Source organism: Marispirochaeta aestuarii, from assembly GCF_002087085.1.
In the GTDB taxonomy this organism is placed as follows: domain Bacteria; phylum Spirochaetota; class Spirochaetia; order JC444; family Marispirochaetaceae; genus Marispirochaeta; species Marispirochaeta aestuarii.
Map to the genome: position 1 here is coordinate 83,335 of NZ_MWQY01000017.1, position 16,762 is coordinate 100,096.

The following is a 16,762-nucleotide window of genomic DNA, read 5'->3' on the forward strand; positions in this document are numbered from 1 at the left end:
CCTTAAATATCCGTGTCCCACAACTCAATGTGATAGCCGTAGCCCTGTTCGGTCAGGAATTTCTGACGGTTAAGGGCGAACTCTTCCTCCAGGGTGTAGCGTGAAACAAGGGAGTAAAAATAGGAGTTCCGCGCCTTCGGTCTGAGAATTCGTCCCAGACGCTGCGCCTCTTCCTGTCTGGAACCGAAGGTCCCTGAAACCTGTATGGCCACCGAAGCATCGGGAAGATCGATGGCGAAGTTCGCCACTTTTGAGACCACAAGTATTGTAATCTCGCCGGAGCGGAACCGCCGGTAAAGATTTTCACGCTCGCTGTTCGGGGTTTTACCGGTTATCAGGGGTGCCTTGAAAGCGGCGGCAATCTTTGTGAGCTGATCGATATACTGGCCGATAACCAGGGTGCCCTCTCCTGCGTGGTTCGCCGCCAACTCCCGGGCAATTTCGATTTTTCGGGGATTTTCGGCGGCAATCCGGTATTTCCTTCGTTTGTCCGCCGTTGCATAGGGAATACGGTCCTCCTCGGGCAGGTCTATCCGAATTTCCGTGCAGTAGGCCTCTGCTATCCATCCCTTCTGTTCAAGCTCCTTCCAGGGGACATCGTAGCGTTTTGGACCGATGAGGGAAAAAACCTCTCCCTCTTTTCCGTCCTCCCTGACCAGGGTCGCAGTAAGCCCCAGGCGGCGCACAGCCTGTATTTCGGCAGTGACCCGGAATACCGGAGCCGGCAGAAGGTGAACCTCGTCATAGATTATCAGCCCCCAGTCCCTGGCCCGGAAGAGGGCAAAATGAGGGAAGGGTGGATCCTGTTTCTGTCCGTAGGAGAGTATCTGGTAGGTGGTAACCGTTACGGGGCGGATCTCCTTTTTCCCGGAGGTGTATTCGCCTATTTCATCGTGATCGAGTTCCGTTTTGTCCTTGAGTTCATCCATCCATTGATGGACCGCCGCCACATTGGTCGTTACTATCAGGGTGCTGGTCTGTAGCAGTTCCATTACCTTGAGACCCACGATGGTTTTTCCGGCCCCGCAGGGCAAAACGATGACGCCGAAACCGTTGCCTGGAAGTCCCCCGCCGTGGAAGCTTTCCGCCGCCTCGGCCTGATAATCCCGGACCGTAAAGTCCCGGCCGTCAGATGTGCTGGCGCGCAGGATAATGGGTGTTTTTTCTCCTTTCCGCAGGGGAACCCTGTCGTCCACGGGATAATTAATCCTGATCAATGCGCTCTTGAGGCTACCGCGGTTTACCAGGGAAACCATGAAATCATCTCCCAGGGGAACAAGGAGCTTCATTATGTCCCTGCGGGCAAGGATTTCCCGTCTAAGAGCCTCCGAGGCGATCTTCAGCACCAGGTAGGCAGGATCATCGGAGGGTTCAAGAACGATGCTGCCGTAGCGGCCCAGAAGGTCCCGGACATTGAAAAGAACGTTATCAGGCACCGGAAAGCGGGACCACTTTTTCAAACGTTCCTCGATCTCCTGTTCCCGTAAGCCGGCGGAGGCGGCGTTCCAGAGAGAAATGGGGGAGATCCGGTAGGTATGCATATGTTCCGGTGACTTTTCAAGTTCTGCAAAGGGGGCGATATCGTCCCTGGCCTGGGAAAAACCTGGATCATGAACATCCAGCAGCAGGGAGCCGTCACTCTGCACTATAAGAGGGGTACTGTTAATCGACGACATAAACTTGAGGATATCTGATTGTGCCTCTCCTGAACAGACCGTAAGGAGAGATAAAAAGAAAACCATGGAAAGAAAAATCAGCTTGACCGAAAATGAGCTTCCCTATAGTCTTTTTTTATGGGCAGGTTACTGGTCGTCGGAAACATTGCGGAGAGTCCTTTTTCAGCGGATATCGGGTATTACCTGAGGCAGGAGGAGCACTATTCCGATCTTGTCTCGCTGAAAAGCTTTCTCAACGGTGAATTCTGCCCTCGCTTTATTGTAGATGAGGCCTCCTGGGAAAACATCGGGCGCAAACTGGAATCCTATACCGTCATGATTACCAGTACCGCCATGTCCGGTTTCAGCCGGGATGAGCTTGCCATGAGGAATTTTCTGATTTCCAGGGCAGCCAAGGATAACGGCGCCGACCGGGTCATTCTCCTTGAACCGGACCTGTTCTACAGCGCCCAGGACCGGGGGCCCCGGCCGGAACATGGTGCGACCCCGGTAAAACGCAGTATCCAGGACTACAAGAAGTTTGACGGACAGCCTTTTTCCGCCCGGCTCTACGCCGATCTGCTGAAAGAGTCCGGGACTGACGAAGTGGTGACTGTACACAACCACTCCCCGTCGGTGGAGCATATCTTCATGGACAGATTCTCCGGCTATTTTACCAACCTTCTTCCCTGCGATGTGTATGCGGATTACCTGAGGGATTCGGATATAGCCGAGGTGGACAATATGGTGCTCTGTTCTCCGGATTCGGGGGCTTCCGGATTCTGCCTGCGTCTGCATAAGGCCCTGAATAATCCCGGGGTAAAAATGCTGAAGATGAACAAGCACCGCAGCGACGAGCGCACCGTGGACGTCTCCCTGGCCGAGGACTCGCCGGCGGATATAGGCGACATCGCCGGCAAGGATGTAATAGTTGTTGATGATATGGTTCGAACCGGGACGACCATTATCGAGTGCTGCCGTCTTCTTAAAAGCGGAAATCCCCGGCGGATTATCTTTGTGGTGACTCACTTCTACTCGAGCAGGGAGGGGCGCATAACCCTCAACGACCCGATTATAGACGAAATAGTGACCACCAGCACCATACCCCAGATTCTGAACCGGGACATGCAGGGCCGGCTGAGGCACAAGATGGTGGTCCTGCGACTGGGCCGCTGGATCTCCAATGCTGTAACCGGTCTCCGGGGCATCGATCAGGCCTCGCTCCCGGGACCCCTTTATACTGAAGACATCTCATCCAAACATCCCCGCTGGAAAGGCCGGACAGGCCCCATCTGCGGACAATAATGCGGTATTCGGAGGCATACAGTGAGCTCAGGCTTTCGTATCGGAATAATTTCCGGAAAACTCGGTGATGTCGACGGGGTTTCCCTCGAAGTCGACAAGTGGATCAGGATTCTCGGCGAGATGGGCCATGAGGTCCATACCATCGCCGGAAAATACGGTACTCCCCTGGTAAGCCTTCCCCAGGAACGGCAGTTTACCCTGCCGAACATCCGTTTCGACAGTCGGGAGCAGAAGTGGTACGAGAGCCAGGTCTTTCCATTTCTGCAGAAGCACCCGCCTCATATAACACCGAAGCGGAAAAAGATCATCCTTGACCGCCTGCAGTTCGAAGGCAAGGAGGTGGCCAACCGGCTCTTCGAGTATGTGCAGAACAACAGTCTGGATGTAATCGTGGCCCAGAATACCAATGCCATGCCCATGACCCTGCTGGGAGGGATGGGGGTCTACGAGCTGGCGACTCAGCGAAGGGTGGCTACAATTTTTCATCACCACGATTTCTGGTGGGAACGGAGTCGTTTTTCCAACAGCCATATCGAAGGTCTGCTGGGGCGGATCATGCCGCCCACGGACCCGGGACTGGAGCATATTGTGCTCTCCACCTACGCCGCCCATATCCTGCGGTCCATCAAGCGGGTACAGCCCAAGCTGGTTCCCAACTGCGAGGATTTTGACAACCCCGTTGTAAAGGATGAGTACAATGCGGATTTCCGCAGGGAACTGGGATTCAGGGATTCGGATATTCTCGTCGTGCAGCCCACCAGGATCGTCCGGCGCAAGAGAATCGAAGATTCCATTGGTCTCATGGGAAGGCTGATAGCCCTGCATCCTGAAATAGCCGACAGGGTCCATTTTATTATCTCCCTGTACCAGGGGGACGAACCGGACGAAAACTATATCGGAGAGATCCGGCAGATGGCGCAGGGACTGGGGGTCCAGGTACATCTGATTTCCGACCGCGTTGCCTCGGAGCGGGGAACAGATGAAGGGGGGCGGAAGCTCTACACGAACCGGGATGTCCTGGCCAATGCGGATCTGGTAACCTATCTTCCCATCTGGGAGGGCTTCGGCAACGCCCTGCTCGAGGCCATGGCGGCAAAGGTTCCGGTTGTGACCACCACCTACCTGGTCTACAAGACCGACATCGGGATTCTCAAGTTCAGGAACGTGGAAATCCTTGATGTGTACGGCGACGACGGACACCTGGTAATCCCCGACCAGGCGGTGGAAGAGGTCTATGAGCTGCTGACGAATCCCGCGGTCAGGCAGGAGGCGGTGGAACACAACTTTGAGATAGCCGCCAGGGAGTTCGGCTTCGGAAAACTGCGGGAGAGGATCGGGACGATCCTGGAGGATTACGGTGACGAGATCCGTGCCTCCCGCAAGCGTGTCGCCCGCAGCAAGCAGGCCTACTCCGTGTAGCAAACCCGCTCATAAAAAACGGGGTCCCTGAGGGGACCCCGCAAAGTAAACAGATATCTGCTATGTAACCTAGAACTGGGCCCGCAGGTTCAGCTGGCCGCCGTAGGCCCCGGAAACGGGGTTGTAGGTTCCGGAAAGGTCCAGCTTGGCAAAGAGCAGCTCCACGGAGGTTCCCAGGTAGGCCCGGAAGGATGCGCCATTAGCTTCGGAGTAGACGGTGGCACCGTCGGAATCAATATCATCGAAATCACTGCCGTATTTATTTTTCCAGTCTTGAATAGTAACTCCATTGCCGGTGTCAGTTGTTACGTCAGCATCATATCCTCCACCAACTTCGGAAACACCATATGATACTCCAAAACCGATGTACGGGCGAAGTATAAATAAGAAGCTCTTGCTGATCTGAACCTTAGCGTCAATGACATTGCTACGCCATCCGAAGACAACGTCCGGGGAATTAAATGTCAGATTTCCCAAGTTATTGTTGGGTCCGATTGTCGGGTCAGGATCAGGGTCGGATATTGTAGTCGTTTCACCAACACTGGTGGAAACCATTCCATTAAGATACGTATAACCGGCCCCTACGGAGATCTCAGGCATCAGAAGGCCTTCTTTCATAACCCGGTAACGCATGTCGAAACCGAACATCTTGTAGTCCACGGAGACATCGTTAAAAGAGTCTTTGGCAAATTCGGGGATATATCCGGCCTTGATGCCGAAATCGAAGGGCAGGATAAGTCCGCCTAATCTTGCTTCCACCGAAGTTGCGGGGACAGGCAGCCCTCCCAGGTCCTTCAGCTCCTTCGGAACTTCCGTTACTCCGAGGTTTGTAAAGAAGCCTTCGATATCGTCCATGGGAACAACTACAAAACCCAGCGAGGTACCCACGCCGAAATGGGGGAATCCGCCGATGTAGCTGTCGGACCAGCGCAGGCCTACGTCAGCCAGAATAGGCATCGAGGGTGCCGCATCGTCGGCGAAATCTTCAAAGGTGGCGATAAACTCGTCAAGATCAGGAGTCTGGGCCGTCAGAGAAAAATTCATAATTAACATTAAAACTGTTGTTATTGTCAGCAGGCGTTTCATATCTTCCTCCGTTGAAAAAAATCAGCTGAATACAAGTATAGTACGTTAATCCGGAATATCCAAATTTCAGGCGGTCTTAATCGCTGATTTCCTTATCTTTTTCGTCGGAATCTTCCGATTCGTCATCCCCATCCGCGTGTTTCGTTACCGGGCGTATGGTCTCCTGAATGCTTTTGCCCTTTTCCTGGCTCAGTTCATACCAGGCGGTTTTGGCTTTCAGCTCCTCATCCAGATCCTCCAGGCGGTTGTACTCTTCCGGGATCGTAGCCAGGCGGTCCTTTCCCTCGGCATAGATAAAGCGTACGAGCTTGTCTTCGGGGGTACGGATAATGCCTGCATGGGTAATCTGGTCCCACTCAAGGCGTTCCAGTGAACTGGTGGGAAAGCGCAGGGTTATCCCGTCATCATGGGTCATGATAAAGCTTTTAATGTGATTGAGGAGCATGCGGATCATCTGAAAGGCAAAGTAGCCGAAGAGAACCGCAATGAACATTCCCGCAATCCCCGGCAGAATAACCAGCGGAGCGGCGGTCAGAAAAAGCAGCAGCAGAATAAGGCCGTAGGCTACAAAGAGCCTGCGGTTGCCTTTTACGCGAAAGGAATAACGCATGAAAAAAATACCTCCAGAAATAGCATGATTCAAGCCTGGTTTTTACGGCCCCGGGCTTCCTGGCGCATGAACTGGTCTGCCAGTACAATCGCCGCCATGGCCTCCATAACCGGGACTATACGGGGGCAGATGCAGGGATCGTGGCGTCCTTCGGTTACGATCTCCCGTTCCTCTCCCCGGATGTTCCGGGTCTTCTGTTTTACCGTTATGCTGGATGTGGGTTTTACCGCCGCCCGGAACACAATCTCCTGTCCGGTGGATATTCCCCCCAGAACTCCGCCGGCATTGTTGCTCAGGAATCCCTCCGAATCCATCCAGTCGTTGTGCTCACTCCCCCGCATGTCGGCGCAGGCAAAGCCGGAACCGAATTCGATCCCTTTTACGGCTCCCAGGCTCAGAATGGCATGGGCGAGCTCAGCGTCCAGCTTATCGAAAACCGGTTCTCCCAGTCCCGCGGGAACTCCCTGAATGCGGCATTCGATGATACCTCCGACGGAATCCCCGATCTCCGAGAGCTCCTTGACCCTGGCAACCATCTTTTCGGCAGCCACCGGGTCGCAGGCCCGCATGGGATTTTTCTCGATAACGGCAGGGTCGAAGCTTTCGCAGGAAATTCCTGCCGCCCGCAGGGTGTAGGCTGTAACGGAGACACCCCGCTGCGCAAGAAGTTTCTTCGCAACCGCTCCCGCGGCCACCCTTCCGGCGGTCTCCCTGCCGGAGGCCCGTCCCGAACCGCGGTGGTCCCGGATTCCGTACTTTGCAAGGTAGGTAAAATCGGCATGGCCGGGACGAAAGAGCTCCCGGATATCATCGTAGGCGCTGGGGCGCATGTCCTGATTGTAGAGGACTATTCCAAGGGGGGTGCCGGTAGTCAGACCTTCAAATACACCGGAGAGAATATGTACCCGGTCGCTCTCCTGTCTGGGAGTGGTAACCTCGGACTGGCCGGGTTTGCGGCGGTTCATCTCCAGCTGGATATCCTCCTCCGACAGAGGAAGCCCGGGAGGAACGCCGTCCACGATGACACCGACCCCGGGTCCGTGGGACTCACCGAAGGTGCTTATACGAAACAGGGTACCGAAGCTGCTACCTGACATTATCCATCTCCTGAAGACTCTTGCGTATCCTGGCCGCACCATCCTGAACATCCGCACCATTAAGTTCGACTACAAGGTCCGCCGTCGAACGGTACAATGTGTCCCGGTGCCTGAAAAGTTCGAGAAAACTCTCCCAGGGGGCCTTTTCATCCAGAAAAGGGGGAATTCCCCTGGCGGCTATTCGTGAAAAGAGGACTTCCGCTTCTTCGTAAAGGTACACCATAATCCCGAGTCCGGACAAGACGGGGAGGGCATCGGGATTGTCCGGGGTACCGCCGCCTAAAGCCAGTACATATAATCCGCCCTGTTCACTGAGCCTTTTAAGCGCCCCGATTTCAAGCTCCTGGAAACCGGATTTGCCGAGACGTCGATAGATCTCCCGGGGCTCCCAGGTTATCGCATCCGGTCCTCCCCGGTTTTCACGACACAGGTCAACCACGAGATCATCGAGATCATGGAACTTGAGACCCAGTTCGTCTGCCAGGCGACGACCAAGGGTGGATTTTCCGCAATGTTTGATTCCCGACACAATGATCGGGCGGGAAGGGATGTAATTCATAGGCGTCACGGCAGAGTACCTGTCAGCAGACCGCTGGTCAAGGTTCAGAGGCGTTCAGCGGCGGTGCAGCCAGGGAAAACTGTGTCAGGGGGGAGGGGGCGGCGATTTCATACCCCTGGGCATAATCCACCCCGATATCCTTGAGGAGCAGGAGAATTTCCTTGGATCTTACAAACTCCGCCACCGTTACCGTTCCGATTATATGTCCCAGATTGTTGATGGCCTCCACCATGGAGCGGTCGATGGGATTCTCATCCATATCGGAAACGAAGGTGCCGTCAATCTTCAGGTAATCCACGGGGAGGGTTTTCAGATAATTGAAGGAGGAGAAACCGGAGCCGAAATCATCGAGGGAAAAGGAATAGCCCTTGTTTCGCATCTCCTTGATGAAATTATTGGTTACCTGCATGTTGGAAATGGCCGCCGTTTCGGTGACTTCGAAGCAGAGGTACTGGGAGGGAACCCCGGAGCTCGTCACCAGGTCCGCGATGGTCCCCAGAAACTGTTCATTCGCCAGGGTGCCGGCACTCAAGTTTATGCTGAACATCATATCCTCCTCAGGGGCTTCCCTGAGTATGGAGGATATTGCAGAAAGACTCTTTTTGACCACGGCCTTGTCAATGGTGGGCATGAAGTTGTAACGCTCCGCAGCAGGAATAAAGGCCCCGGGCATGATAAGGTCTCCCTCGGGACTGACTATACGCAGAAGGATTTCATTCTTGACTGTCCGGTATTTTCCGTTCAGAGGAACGATGGGCTGATAGTAGAGTACCAGTCGGTCCTCTTCGATGGCGGAATTGAGCTTGGAGATCCAGGTCATTTCGTTACGCCGGTTCTGGAAGATATTGGCCGTCGAATCGTAGAGCTTGATCTTGTTGCCCCCCTCCTCCTTGGCGGTAAAGCAGGCATCGTCTGCTGCTGCCAGAATTGCCTGGATGTCCTTGGACTCGGTATCGATCTTTACCAGTCCTATGGAGGAGTTGATGGTGAAGACCTTGTCGTCCCAGACCATCTTGTGATTCACCAGCCGGTTCAGAAGCCGTTCAGAAATGAGTTTTGCCTGGCTGATGGATATGTGAGCCAGAATTACCCCGAACTCGTCCCCCCCCAGACGCGCGCAGAAATCCGAGGTCCGTACCATGGATTTGATGATGGAGGTGGCCTGCAGGAGCATCTCGTCCCCCGCGCGGTGTCCCAGGGTGTCATTGACCACCTTGAACTGGTCGAGGTCGATGTAGAGCAGGGCGTGGGTAATGGAGACGTCCAGGGTATTCTGGACCAGGCTGTTCAACCTCATGGAGAAAGCCTCCCGGTTGGCCAGACCGGTAAGAATATCATGACTTGCCTGGTAGGAAATCCGGTCGCTCAGATGTTTTACCACCGAGGTATCGTGCAGGGCTACCACGCTCCCCTCGTTTTCTCCCCGGGGGCCGAGGATCATGGAAAAAGCTCCGTCCACGTGAATCTTGTCTCCGCTGCGGTTCATCAGAATTGTATCCTGGAACCGGAAGGGCAGGTCCTCGGCGGGAATGTTCGTCAGGTCCGTGAAGTCTATGCGTCCGGCCCGGGAATCGTATATCTCCAGAACCTCTCCCAGGGGATTTCCTGTCAGCTCATCGCTGCCCCGTCCGAGAATGGAGACCGCCACGGGATTAACGAAACGTACCTTTCCATCGGTATCCGTGGCGATTATCCCATCCTCGATGGAGGAGAACATCGCAGAGTACCAGCGCTCCTGCCACTTGAGCTGCCTGTCGACGCTGTATTTATAGAGGGCAATATCTATACTCGTGTAGAGTTCTTTTTCCTTGAAGGGTTTCAGAATGTACCCCAGGGGCTCCACGTTTTTGGCCCGCTGCAGGGTCTTCTCGTCGGAATAGGCGGTCAGAAACATGACGGGAATCTCGAATCGCTCTTTTACAATCTCTGCAGTGTCGATACCGTCCATATCGCCGGAGAGCATTATGTCCATGAGAATTATATCAGGGGGCTCATTTTCGACGGACTCTATCGCCTGGGGACCGGTCGCGGCGACACCGGTTACCCGGTAACCGAAGTTTTCCAGTCTTCGCTGAAGGTCTATGGCGATGATCCGTTCGTCTTCAACTATAAGAATCTTCTCGTTGTTCATAATCCCTCAAATTACTCAATAACTCCATGATACTTACTTGTGGAAGAATATGCAAACCAAAATAATGATATATTTCATCTTGACATATTTCTTTCCTGTCATCATGGTTTAAGCAGATATGAGCAGTCTGTTTTTTTCTACACCCTTGAGCCGGGAAGAACTGACCCTCAGGGTCCGTCCCCGGGACAACGACGTGCGGGGGGCCTTTTTCCGGGATACAACCGCGATTATCCATTCAAATCCCTTCAGGCGCCTGAAACACAAGACCCAGGTCTTCTTTACCCCCCAGAACGACCACATCTGCACCCGGATAGAGCATGTTCTGCACGTTGCCAGTGTGGCTGCCACCATCTGCCGTTCCCTGAACCTCGACGCGGATCTTGCCTGGGCCATCGGACTCGGACACGATCTGGGGCATACCCCCTTCGGCCATGTGGGGGAGAAAATCGTGGAAGAGATAATGGGTGCCCCCTTTGCCCATGAACTCTATTCCCTGCGGGTTGTCGACAAGCTGATCAACCACGGGCGGGGGCTCAATCTTACCTATGCCGTCCGGGACGGCATAGTCAATCACTGCGGTGAGCAGTTTGAACAGGCGATAGTACCGGATTTTGAGCTCAAGGATCTTTCAGCCATACAGGCCCGGAACCGCTACCCTTCGACCTGGGAGGGCTGCGTTGTCCGGATGTCCGATAAAATTGCCTATCTTGGACGGGATTTTGAGGATGCCGTCAAGCTGAGGATTCTTTCCAGGGATTCTCTTCCGAAAAAGGTGAGCAGCCTGCTTGGAGTCTCCAACGGGGAGATTATCGATTCCCTGGTAAACGACATAATCCAGTCATCCCTCAAGACCGGGACAATCGGTTTTACCAGGCCGGTATATGAGGCACTGCTGAGTTTCAAGGAATTCAACTACGAACGTATCTATCGACATGAACTTCTATCGGAATACCACAGTTATTTCCGGCGTATTCTCTTTGCCCTCCATACCTATCTGACGGATCTTTACGCCCGTTTCGGCAGCGAGTACAAACGTTATCCTGAAGAGGGGAATACCCTTGCCGCCCGCTACGGGGAGTATCTTTTAAAAATGGAGGAACTCTACAGCAGTGAGAAGGCCTCTCCCTCTTCCATGGCCATCGACTACATCGCGGGAATGACCGATGATTTTGCCCTGGATGCGGTATCGGAGATCATGGTCCCCAAACACTTCCAGTCGAAATTCGACACCCTTCTGTTTGAAAGGCGGGGAAGAATTTGACAAGCCCCGGCGGGAGTAGTATTTTATAAGCGCCTTGAGAATCAGCCGCATCCACAGACAGCTTTAAGAAACTTTTTCCGGGAGTTTCAGCGTGATGTACCAGGAGAAAATTGGGGAATACCTTCTGCGCACGGAGGAGATGTATCCTCGTCAGGTGGAAAACGTTCTTCTGCGGCAACAGTGCGGTGACAGGCGGCGTTTCGGCGAAATCGCGGTTGACCTGCGCTACATCGATCGAAAAACCCTCGAAACCTGTCTTTCCGCCTCTGATCTTCCCCTCTGGACGAAACGGAAAACCGATAAAAGCCTCAGATCCTCAGCTTCCGACAGAGGCATTTCATCTTTTAAAGAGTCCTGAAAGACAGCGGGACACCCCAAAAACTCTTTCCTGCCAATGCAGCAGTGCAGGCGGCTGCTGTATCGATGTGAACCCTTAATTGTTCCGCAGCTTCGTGGGTATCCCTGCCGATCGAAGCTTCTGTGCAACGGCTTCGAGGACCTCGGGGTTGTAGGGGTCTACATCGCTCCAGGCACTGTCCAGAGTTCGCTGGTTTCTGTATCCCGACAGAAGGTAAGAGTCCGCCCCCTGCACCTCGGGGATAATGTCGTCGAAATCCTTCTCATCCACGATGCCAGGGACCATGGTTGTCCGGAGCTGATGGGGTATCCCGCTCTGGATCAGGATTTTCAGGCTCCTCCGTATCTGTTCTACCAGTTCTTCCGCCTTCGCACCCGGAGACAGAACCCTGGGGTAGTTGGAGAAAGATGTCTTGATATCCATGGCGACAAAGTCAGGCCTGAGATTCTCCAGCACTTCGGGAAAACTTCCGTTGGTATCGATTTTTACCGGCAATCCGAGCTCCCGTATTGCCGTGAGAAGATTCCCGATATTCCGGTGCAGCAGAGGTTCCCCCCCGGTAATCACAACCCCCCCCAGCACGGGGCGCCGCTTTTCCAGAAACCTGAGGATCTCGTCAAAGGCGATAAAATCCTCCGGAACAGGTCCCTGGACGAGTTCAGGATTGTGACAGTAGGGACAGCGAAAATTACACCCCGGCGTAAAGAGGACTGCAGCCACCTTGCCGGGGTAATCAATTAGGGAGGTTTTGACCAGCCCCAGACGACGGATCAACCGGCCGCCCGTTCTTTATTGAAAGTCCTGAGAAGTTCCTGGAGATTTGCACTGCGCAGGACTTCGTTGCCCGCGGAATCCCGGAAGATTACCGTCGGGGTAGCACAGACCGCAAGTTCTCCCGCCAGTTCAAAACCTTCATCCATGTCCACATTGATCTCGCTTCCCGGAAAGCCGAGTTCCGCAAGATATGTCCTGACGGGTGGACAGTTCGGGCAGGTAGTGCGGAAGAAATACTGATAGGAGGCTATATTGTTAAGATCCAAGGCCTCTCCGGACTGCTTCTGATCCCCGTCGATACGGCGGCGGATTTCGTCTTTAGTTCCAGCAAGCTGCGCTTTTTCCGCGTACTCCCCGGGGAGCTCGAAGGTCCGTCGGTGGTTGTACTCCTCCCGTTTGCCCCGGTTCCAGTTTTTTACCGAGCGGTAGTATCCGACGATCCGGGTATAGACCTCTGTCTGACGGCCTCTGACGTCTTTGACTTCTCTGTTCAGTCTTTCTATCTCTCTGTCGATCTGTTCAATTGTCATTGTGCTGTCCGGTTTTTCCTTCATCTTTTACTCCTTTGCTGACTTTATGCGCTTTCCGAAACCATCTCGTTCTTCAGGGCTTCCAGGCGATGGATCTCCGTCTTCAGACGTGCGCGCTCCTCTTCCCGACAGCGGGGACACTCGAAGTGTTCTCCCGAAATGTAGCCGTGAACAGGACATACCGAGAAGGTAGGGGTCACGGTGAAGTAGGGAAGGTGGTAGTTTGTTGCGATACTCTTTACGAGGTTCCTGCAGGCTTCGGTGTCTTCTATCGCCTCACCCACGAGCCCGTGAAAAACGGTGCCCCCGGTGTAGCGGGTCTGCAGAGCGTCCTGATGATCCAGGGCCTCGAAGATATCCTCCGTATATTCCACCGGCAGCTGGGTGGAGTTGGTATAATATACCTCTTCCTCGCCGCCGGTAATGATGTCGGGATAGCGCTCCTTGTCGTGCTTCGCCAGACGGTAACTGGTGCTTTCGGCGGGTGTAGCCTCCAGGTTGAAGAGGTCCCCGGTGCGTTCCTGGTAGTCCGCAAGGCGGTCCCGCATGTAGTCCAGTACTTCAAGGGCAAACTGTTTTCCCTCCGGGAGGGTGATATCCGCTCCGAGAAAGTTGAGGAGGCATTCGTTCATGCCGCAGATGCCTATGGTGGAGAAGTGGTTGTTCAAATGTTTCAGATACCGCCTGGTGTAGGGGAACAGACCGTTCTCCATGAGCCGGTTAATAACCTTGCGTTTGATGGTGAGGGACTCGGCGGCCAGATCCATCATGCGGGCCAGGCGCCGGAAGAACTCCCCCCTGTTCTTTGAAAGGTACCCGATTCTGGGAAGGTTGATGGTTACAACCCCGATGGAACCGGTAAACTCATCGGAGCCGAATAGTCCTCCGCCCCGTTTTCTGAGTTCCCGCTTGTCGAGTTGGAGGCGGCAGCACATGGAACGTACGTCTCCGGGGTCCAGATCGGAGTTGATGAAGTTCTGAAAATAGGGTGTGCCGTATTTGGCTGTCATGTCGAAGAGCAGCTCCGCATTGGGGGATTCCCACTGAAATTCCCTGGTAATATTGTAGGTGGGAATGGGGTACTGGAATCCCCTGCCGTTGGCGTCCCCGGCAAGCATGAGTTCGATAAAAACTTTGTTTATAAGGTTCATCTCTTCCTGGCAGTCACCGTAGGTAAATTCAGCCTCGCTGCCCCCGACAATGGCGGGTTTATCCGCCAGGTCCGGCGGAACGGTCCAGTCCAGGGTTATATTGGTAAAGGGCGCCTGACTTCCCCAGCGGGAGGGGGTGTTGACACCGAAGATGAAACTCTGGATTGCCTGCTTGACGTCATCCTCGCTGAGGGTGTCGATCTTTACAAAGGGAGCCAGATAGGTGTCGAAACTCGAGAGGGCCTGGGCGCCGGCCCACTCGTTCTGCATGATTCCGAGAAAATTGACTATCTGCTGTATCAGGGTAGACAGGTGCTTTGCCGGAGTCGAGGTAATCTTGTCCGGAACGCCCCCAAGCCCCTCCTGGATCAGCTGACGAAGGGACCAGCCGGCGCAGTATCCGGAGAACATGGAAAGGTCGTGGATGTGAAAATCCGCCTTTCTGTGGGCGTCGGCGATCTCGTCGGGATAGATATTCTTGAGCCAGTAGTTGGCGGTGATGGTTCCGGAATTGTGCAGAATCAGACCGCCCAGGGAAAAGTTGACATTGGCGTTCTCGTTGACTCTCCAGTCCGACTGGCTCAGGTAACCGTCCATGGTGGAATTGATATCCACCATGAGTTTCCTGGTATCCCGCATTACCTCGTGACGGGCACGATATATAATGTATTTCTTGGCTATATCGCTCTCTCCGGACTCGATGAGTACGTTCTCCACGATATCCTGAATTTCTTCCACCGCGGGAGCGGAGTTGGGATGTCGGGTGCTCATGAAATCCAGGAGACGCTTTTCCACCCTGGCGGTAAGAACCTCCACCAGAGGCATGTTTTCCCTGTCTCTGGCCGCCTGTATGGCCCGGCTTATGGCCGAGGCTATCCGCCAGCGATCATACTGCTCAATGGCTCCGTCCCGCTTGACTATCTGTCGTACCGGGTGTCCTTCAGTGTCGGTATGATGTTCCTTTAAAAAATCTTTCCAGCTGTTCTCGGGCATAAAAAAATGTTCCCCTCCCAGTTTTACTTCAAGTATTTTGTTATATGCCTGCCCTAGCGGGTAAGCTTTTCGATCTCGTTTATGAACTCATCGACATTGTCAAACATGCGGTACACCGAGGCAAAACGCACATAGGCAACTCCGTCAAGTTCATAGAGTTTCTTCAGCACCATCTCACCGATCTCCTCGGCACGGATCTCCCTGCTGTTCTTGGATATCAAAGCTGCTTCGTCCTCTATGGCGTGAAGCATCTCCTCGATATCCTTCTGGGAAACAGGACGCTTCTGCATGGACCGCTGTATACCCTGTTCGATCTTGTCCATGCTGAACGGTTCCCGGCGTCCGTCCCTCTTGATCACCATAAGAGGCTTTTCTTCTATGCGCTCGTAAGAGGTAAAGCGATACCCGCAGGACAGACACTCCCGTCGGCGACGTATGGACGTACCGCTGGCATTCTGCCGGGACTCAACAACGCGATCTTCCACTTCGTGGCAATGAGGACAGCGCATATTTCTGACTAATTCCTTACAGAGCCGCCATATATAGCGACCGTATATATAGTGCTTAATTACGGACAATCAGAATAATAACACACTATATGTCGCGGTTCAATGGGCAGAAGGCAGAAAGAAGGGTATTTTTATACATAAGCTTTACAGACGTTCAGTGGACTCCATATCGATCTCCGGAAAAGGGTTTTCCCACTGCCAGCCGGTCTTAGCGGTACTGCGAAAACGTTCGATACGCCGTATGCTCAGTTCGGCATAGACGGGATCAATATCCATGGTGCAGCAGGGGAGCTGTGCTTTTTCCGCAGCCAGGAGGGTCGTGCCGGAATGAGAGAAAAGATCCGCCACCACGGAGTTTCCCGGCGGGGGTGATGCCGTAAGAATCCGTTCCGCCGAAGCCAGGGGTTTTTGTGCATACGCTCCGGGGACGTTTTCCTCCATACGGTAGAACACCTGCTGCATATCCACCCAGATGTTTCCGGGGCGAATACAGTCGCTTCTGCTGCGTTCCAGGTTTTCCTGCCTGCGGCCCCCCACGGTTTTATAGTACCCCTTCAGGATTTTTGGAATATCCGTGTAGACAACCTTGAATTCCGGTTTTCCCTTTACGTAGTACAGAAGTTCCTGACGCAGGCTCATCCAGTTCTGCTGTGTACCGTAGCCGCGCTGGTTCCGCATGCTTATAAAGCTTCTGGACCTGAGGTCCCCATACTCCCTCAGCAGAATCATGATCTCCGGGAGGGGCTGGAACCCGTCGTTCTGGTCCGCTCCGAGCCAGAGGTAGAAATGGGCATCTTTGTCCAGAAACGAAAGACTCGCGTCAAGCCAGCGCCGGGTAAATTCAACATATTCATCCGCGCTTTTTCTGGAGAGGGCTGCAGTGGGACGCCTTCCTACGGCGATGTTGTAGGGGGGATCGTTCAGCATGGTACCTATTCTGCGTCCCTTGAACAGCCTGTCCAGGAAATCGGGGTTCCCCGCATCACCGACACCCACCCGGTGCAGTCCTTCGGGGTCCTGCCATATCTCGCCCTCCTTGAGCCTGCAGTGGGGCAGGATGCGTTTCTTCAGTTCATTGTCCGTGTCCAGGCGGGGCAGTTTTTCCATACCCCCATGGTACAGTACTGTTTGCCGGCATTACCAGTCCCCTTTTTATAAAGGACACCTCTAAAAACGTGGTATTTTTACCAAAGTCAAGAAGGAAAGATTTTGTAGCGCCCGCAAACTCTTGTCGTAACAAGAGTTGAGGACCGCAGGAAATCTTGACGACGCAGGATATGGGAAAAAGAGTAGACAATATGAAGTGACCCCCAGTTTGCGAATC

Annotated in this window: 15 protein-coding genes; 4 read left to right on the plus strand and 11 right to left on the minus strand. The window is 53.9% G+C overall.

The window, feature by feature from the left end; genetic code table 11:
- Positions 1-2: 2 nt before the first annotated feature.
- The gene (locus tag B4O97_RS14760; RefSeq protein ID WP_083051962.1) at positions 3-1,676 is read right to left on the minus strand and encodes a DNA repair helicase XPB; all 1,674 of its coding nucleotides are present in this window, start codon (positions 1,674-1,676) and stop codon (positions 3-5) included.
- 117 nt (positions 1,677-1,793) lie between these two features.
- On the opposite strand from B4O97_RS14760, the gene B4O97_RS14765 reads away from it, so the two are divergent.
- Positions 1,794-2,960, plus strand: coding sequence for a phosphoribosyltransferase family protein (locus tag B4O97_RS14765; protein WP_083051964.1), 1,167 nt, complete (start codon positions 1,794-1,796; stop codon positions 2,958-2,960).
- 21 nt (positions 2,961-2,981) lie between these two features.
- Positions 2,982-4,379, plus strand: coding sequence for a glycosyltransferase family 4 protein (locus B4O97_RS14770; RefSeq protein WP_233143071.1), 1,398 nt, complete (start codon positions 2,982-2,984; stop codon positions 4,377-4,379).
- A 69-nt stretch (positions 4,380-4,448) separates the two neighbouring features.
- Here the strand turns inward: B4O97_RS14770 and B4O97_RS14775 are convergent, their stop codons facing one another.
- The 5 genes from B4O97_RS14775 to B4O97_RS14795 all read right to left on the minus strand — a co-directional run bounded on the left by B4O97_RS14775 (position 4,449) and on the right by B4O97_RS14795 (position 9,862).
- Entirely contained in the window at positions 4,449-5,465 is a 1,017-nt protein-coding gene (locus B4O97_RS14775) for a DUF6588 family protein (protein ID WP_083051965.1), read from the minus strand.
- 76 nt (positions 5,466-5,541) lie between these two features.
- Positions 5,542-6,075, minus strand: a complete 534-nt coding sequence (locus tag B4O97_RS14780; protein WP_083051967.1) for a hypothetical protein — start codon at positions 6,073-6,075, stop codon at positions 5,542-5,544.
- A gap of 29 nt (positions 6,076-6,104) precedes the next feature.
- The gene (gene aroC, locus B4O97_RS14785; protein ID WP_083051969.1) at positions 6,105-7,172 is read right to left on the minus strand and encodes a chorismate synthase; all 1,068 of its coding nucleotides are present in this window, start codon (positions 7,170-7,172) and stop codon (positions 6,105-6,107) included.
- The gene (locus B4O97_RS14790; RefSeq protein ID WP_083051970.1) at positions 7,162-7,731 is read right to left on the minus strand and encodes a shikimate kinase; all 570 of its coding nucleotides are present in this window, start codon (positions 7,729-7,731) and stop codon (positions 7,162-7,164) included. Before B4O97_RS14790 ends, aroC begins: the two co-directional genes overlap by 11 nt.
- A 37-nt stretch (positions 7,732-7,768) precedes the next feature.
- Complete coding sequence (locus tag B4O97_RS14795; RefSeq protein ID WP_083051972.1) at positions 7,769-9,862, minus strand: EAL domain-containing protein; 2,094 nt, start codon at positions 9,860-9,862, stop codon at positions 7,769-7,771.
- Positions 9,863-9,980: 118 nt separating this feature from the next.
- Between B4O97_RS14795 and B4O97_RS14800 the strand changes: the two genes are divergently transcribed.
- On the plus strand, positions 9,981-11,123 hold the full coding sequence (locus B4O97_RS14800) for a deoxyguanosinetriphosphate triphosphohydrolase family protein (RefSeq protein WP_083051973.1): 1,143 nt from the start codon (positions 9,981-9,983) through the stop codon (positions 11,121-11,123).
- 91 nt (positions 11,124-11,214) lie between these two features.
- Positions 11,215-11,481 carry a hypothetical protein gene (locus tag B4O97_RS14805; protein ID WP_158084322.1) on the plus strand — a complete coding sequence of 89 codons (267 nt, stop codon included), beginning with the start codon at positions 11,215-11,217 and terminating at the stop codon, positions 11,479-11,481.
- A 75-nt stretch (positions 11,482-11,556) separates the two neighbouring features.
- Here the strand turns inward: B4O97_RS14805 and B4O97_RS14810 are convergent, their stop codons facing one another.
- The 5 genes from B4O97_RS14810 to B4O97_RS14830 all read right to left on the minus strand — a co-directional run bounded on the left by B4O97_RS14810 (position 11,557) and on the right by B4O97_RS14830 (position 16,545).
- Positions 11,557-12,255 carry an anaerobic ribonucleoside-triphosphate reductase activating protein gene (locus B4O97_RS14810; protein WP_083051976.1) on the minus strand — a complete coding sequence of 233 codons (699 nt, stop codon included), beginning with the start codon at positions 12,253-12,255 and terminating at the stop codon, positions 11,557-11,559.
- Positions 12,252-12,809: an anaerobic ribonucleoside-triphosphate reductase gene (gene nrdD / locus B4O97_RS14815; RefSeq protein WP_083051978.1), complete on the minus strand. Its 558-nt coding sequence runs from the start codon at positions 12,807-12,809 to the stop codon at positions 12,252-12,254. Before nrdD ends, B4O97_RS14810 begins: the two co-directional genes overlap by 4 nt.
- A 20-nt stretch (positions 12,810-12,829) precedes the next feature.
- The gene (locus tag B4O97_RS14820; RefSeq protein WP_083051979.1) at positions 12,830-14,929 is read right to left on the minus strand and encodes a ribonucleoside triphosphate reductase; all 2,100 of its coding nucleotides are present in this window, start codon (positions 14,927-14,929) and stop codon (positions 12,830-12,832) included.
- A gap of 53 nt (positions 14,930-14,982) precedes the next feature.
- Positions 14,983-15,438, minus strand: a complete 456-nt coding sequence (gene nrdR / locus B4O97_RS14825; RefSeq protein WP_083051981.1) for a transcriptional regulator NrdR — start codon at positions 15,436-15,438, stop codon at positions 14,983-14,985.
- A gap of 144 nt (positions 15,439-15,582) precedes the next feature.
- Entirely contained in the window at positions 15,583-16,545 is a 963-nt protein-coding gene (locus B4O97_RS14830; protein ID WP_083051982.1) for a site-specific DNA-methyltransferase, read from the minus strand.
- Positions 16,546-16,762: the final 217 nt, after the last annotated feature.

What these genes read in the sequence shown, in the direction of transcription:
- B4O97_RS14760 (WP_083051962.1), bottom strand. Translation starts at nt 1,676, where the DNA reads ATGTCGTCGATTAACAGTACCCCTCTTATAGTGCAGAGTGACGGCTCC.
- B4O97_RS14765 (WP_083051964.1), top strand. Translation starts at nt 1,794, where the DNA reads ATGGGCAGGTTACTGGTCGTCGGAAACATTGCGGAGAGTCCTTTTTCA.
- B4O97_RS14775 (WP_083051965.1), bottom strand. Translation starts at nt 5,465, where the DNA reads ATGAAACGCCTGCTGACAATAACAACAGTTTTAATGTTAATTATGAAT.
- B4O97_RS14780 (WP_083051967.1), bottom strand. Translation starts at nt 6,075, where the DNA reads ATGCGTTATTCCTTTCGCGTAAAAGGCAACCGCAGGCTCTTTGTAGCC.
- aroC (WP_083051969.1), bottom strand. Translation starts at nt 7,172, where the DNA reads ATGTCAGGTAGCAGCTTCGGTACCCTGTTTCGTATAAGCACCTTCGGT.
- B4O97_RS14790 (WP_083051970.1), bottom strand. Translation starts at nt 7,731, where the DNA reads ATGAATTACATCCCTTCCCGCCCGATCATTGTGTCGGGAATCAAACAT.
- B4O97_RS14795 (WP_083051972.1), bottom strand. Translation starts at nt 9,862, where the DNA reads ATGAACAACGAGAAGATTCTTATAGTTGAAGACGAACGGATCATCGCC.
- B4O97_RS14800 (WP_083051973.1), top strand. Translation starts at nt 9,981, where the DNA reads ATGAGCAGTCTGTTTTTTTCTACACCCTTGAGCCGGGAAGAACTGACC.
- nrdD (WP_083051978.1), bottom strand. Translation starts at nt 12,809, where the DNA reads ATGAAGGAAAAACCGGACAGCACAATGACAATTGAACAGATCGACAGA.
- B4O97_RS14820 (WP_083051979.1), bottom strand. Translation starts at nt 14,929, where the DNA reads ATGCCCGAGAACAGCTGGAAAGATTTTTTAAAGGAACATCATACCGAC.
- nrdR (WP_083051981.1), bottom strand. Translation starts at nt 15,438, where the DNA reads ATGCGCTGTCCTCATTGCCACGAAGTGGAAGATCGCGTTGTTGAGTCC.
- B4O97_RS14830 (WP_083051982.1), bottom strand. Translation starts at nt 16,545, where the DNA reads ATGGAAAAACTGCCCCGCCTGGACACGGACAATGAACTGAAGAAACGC.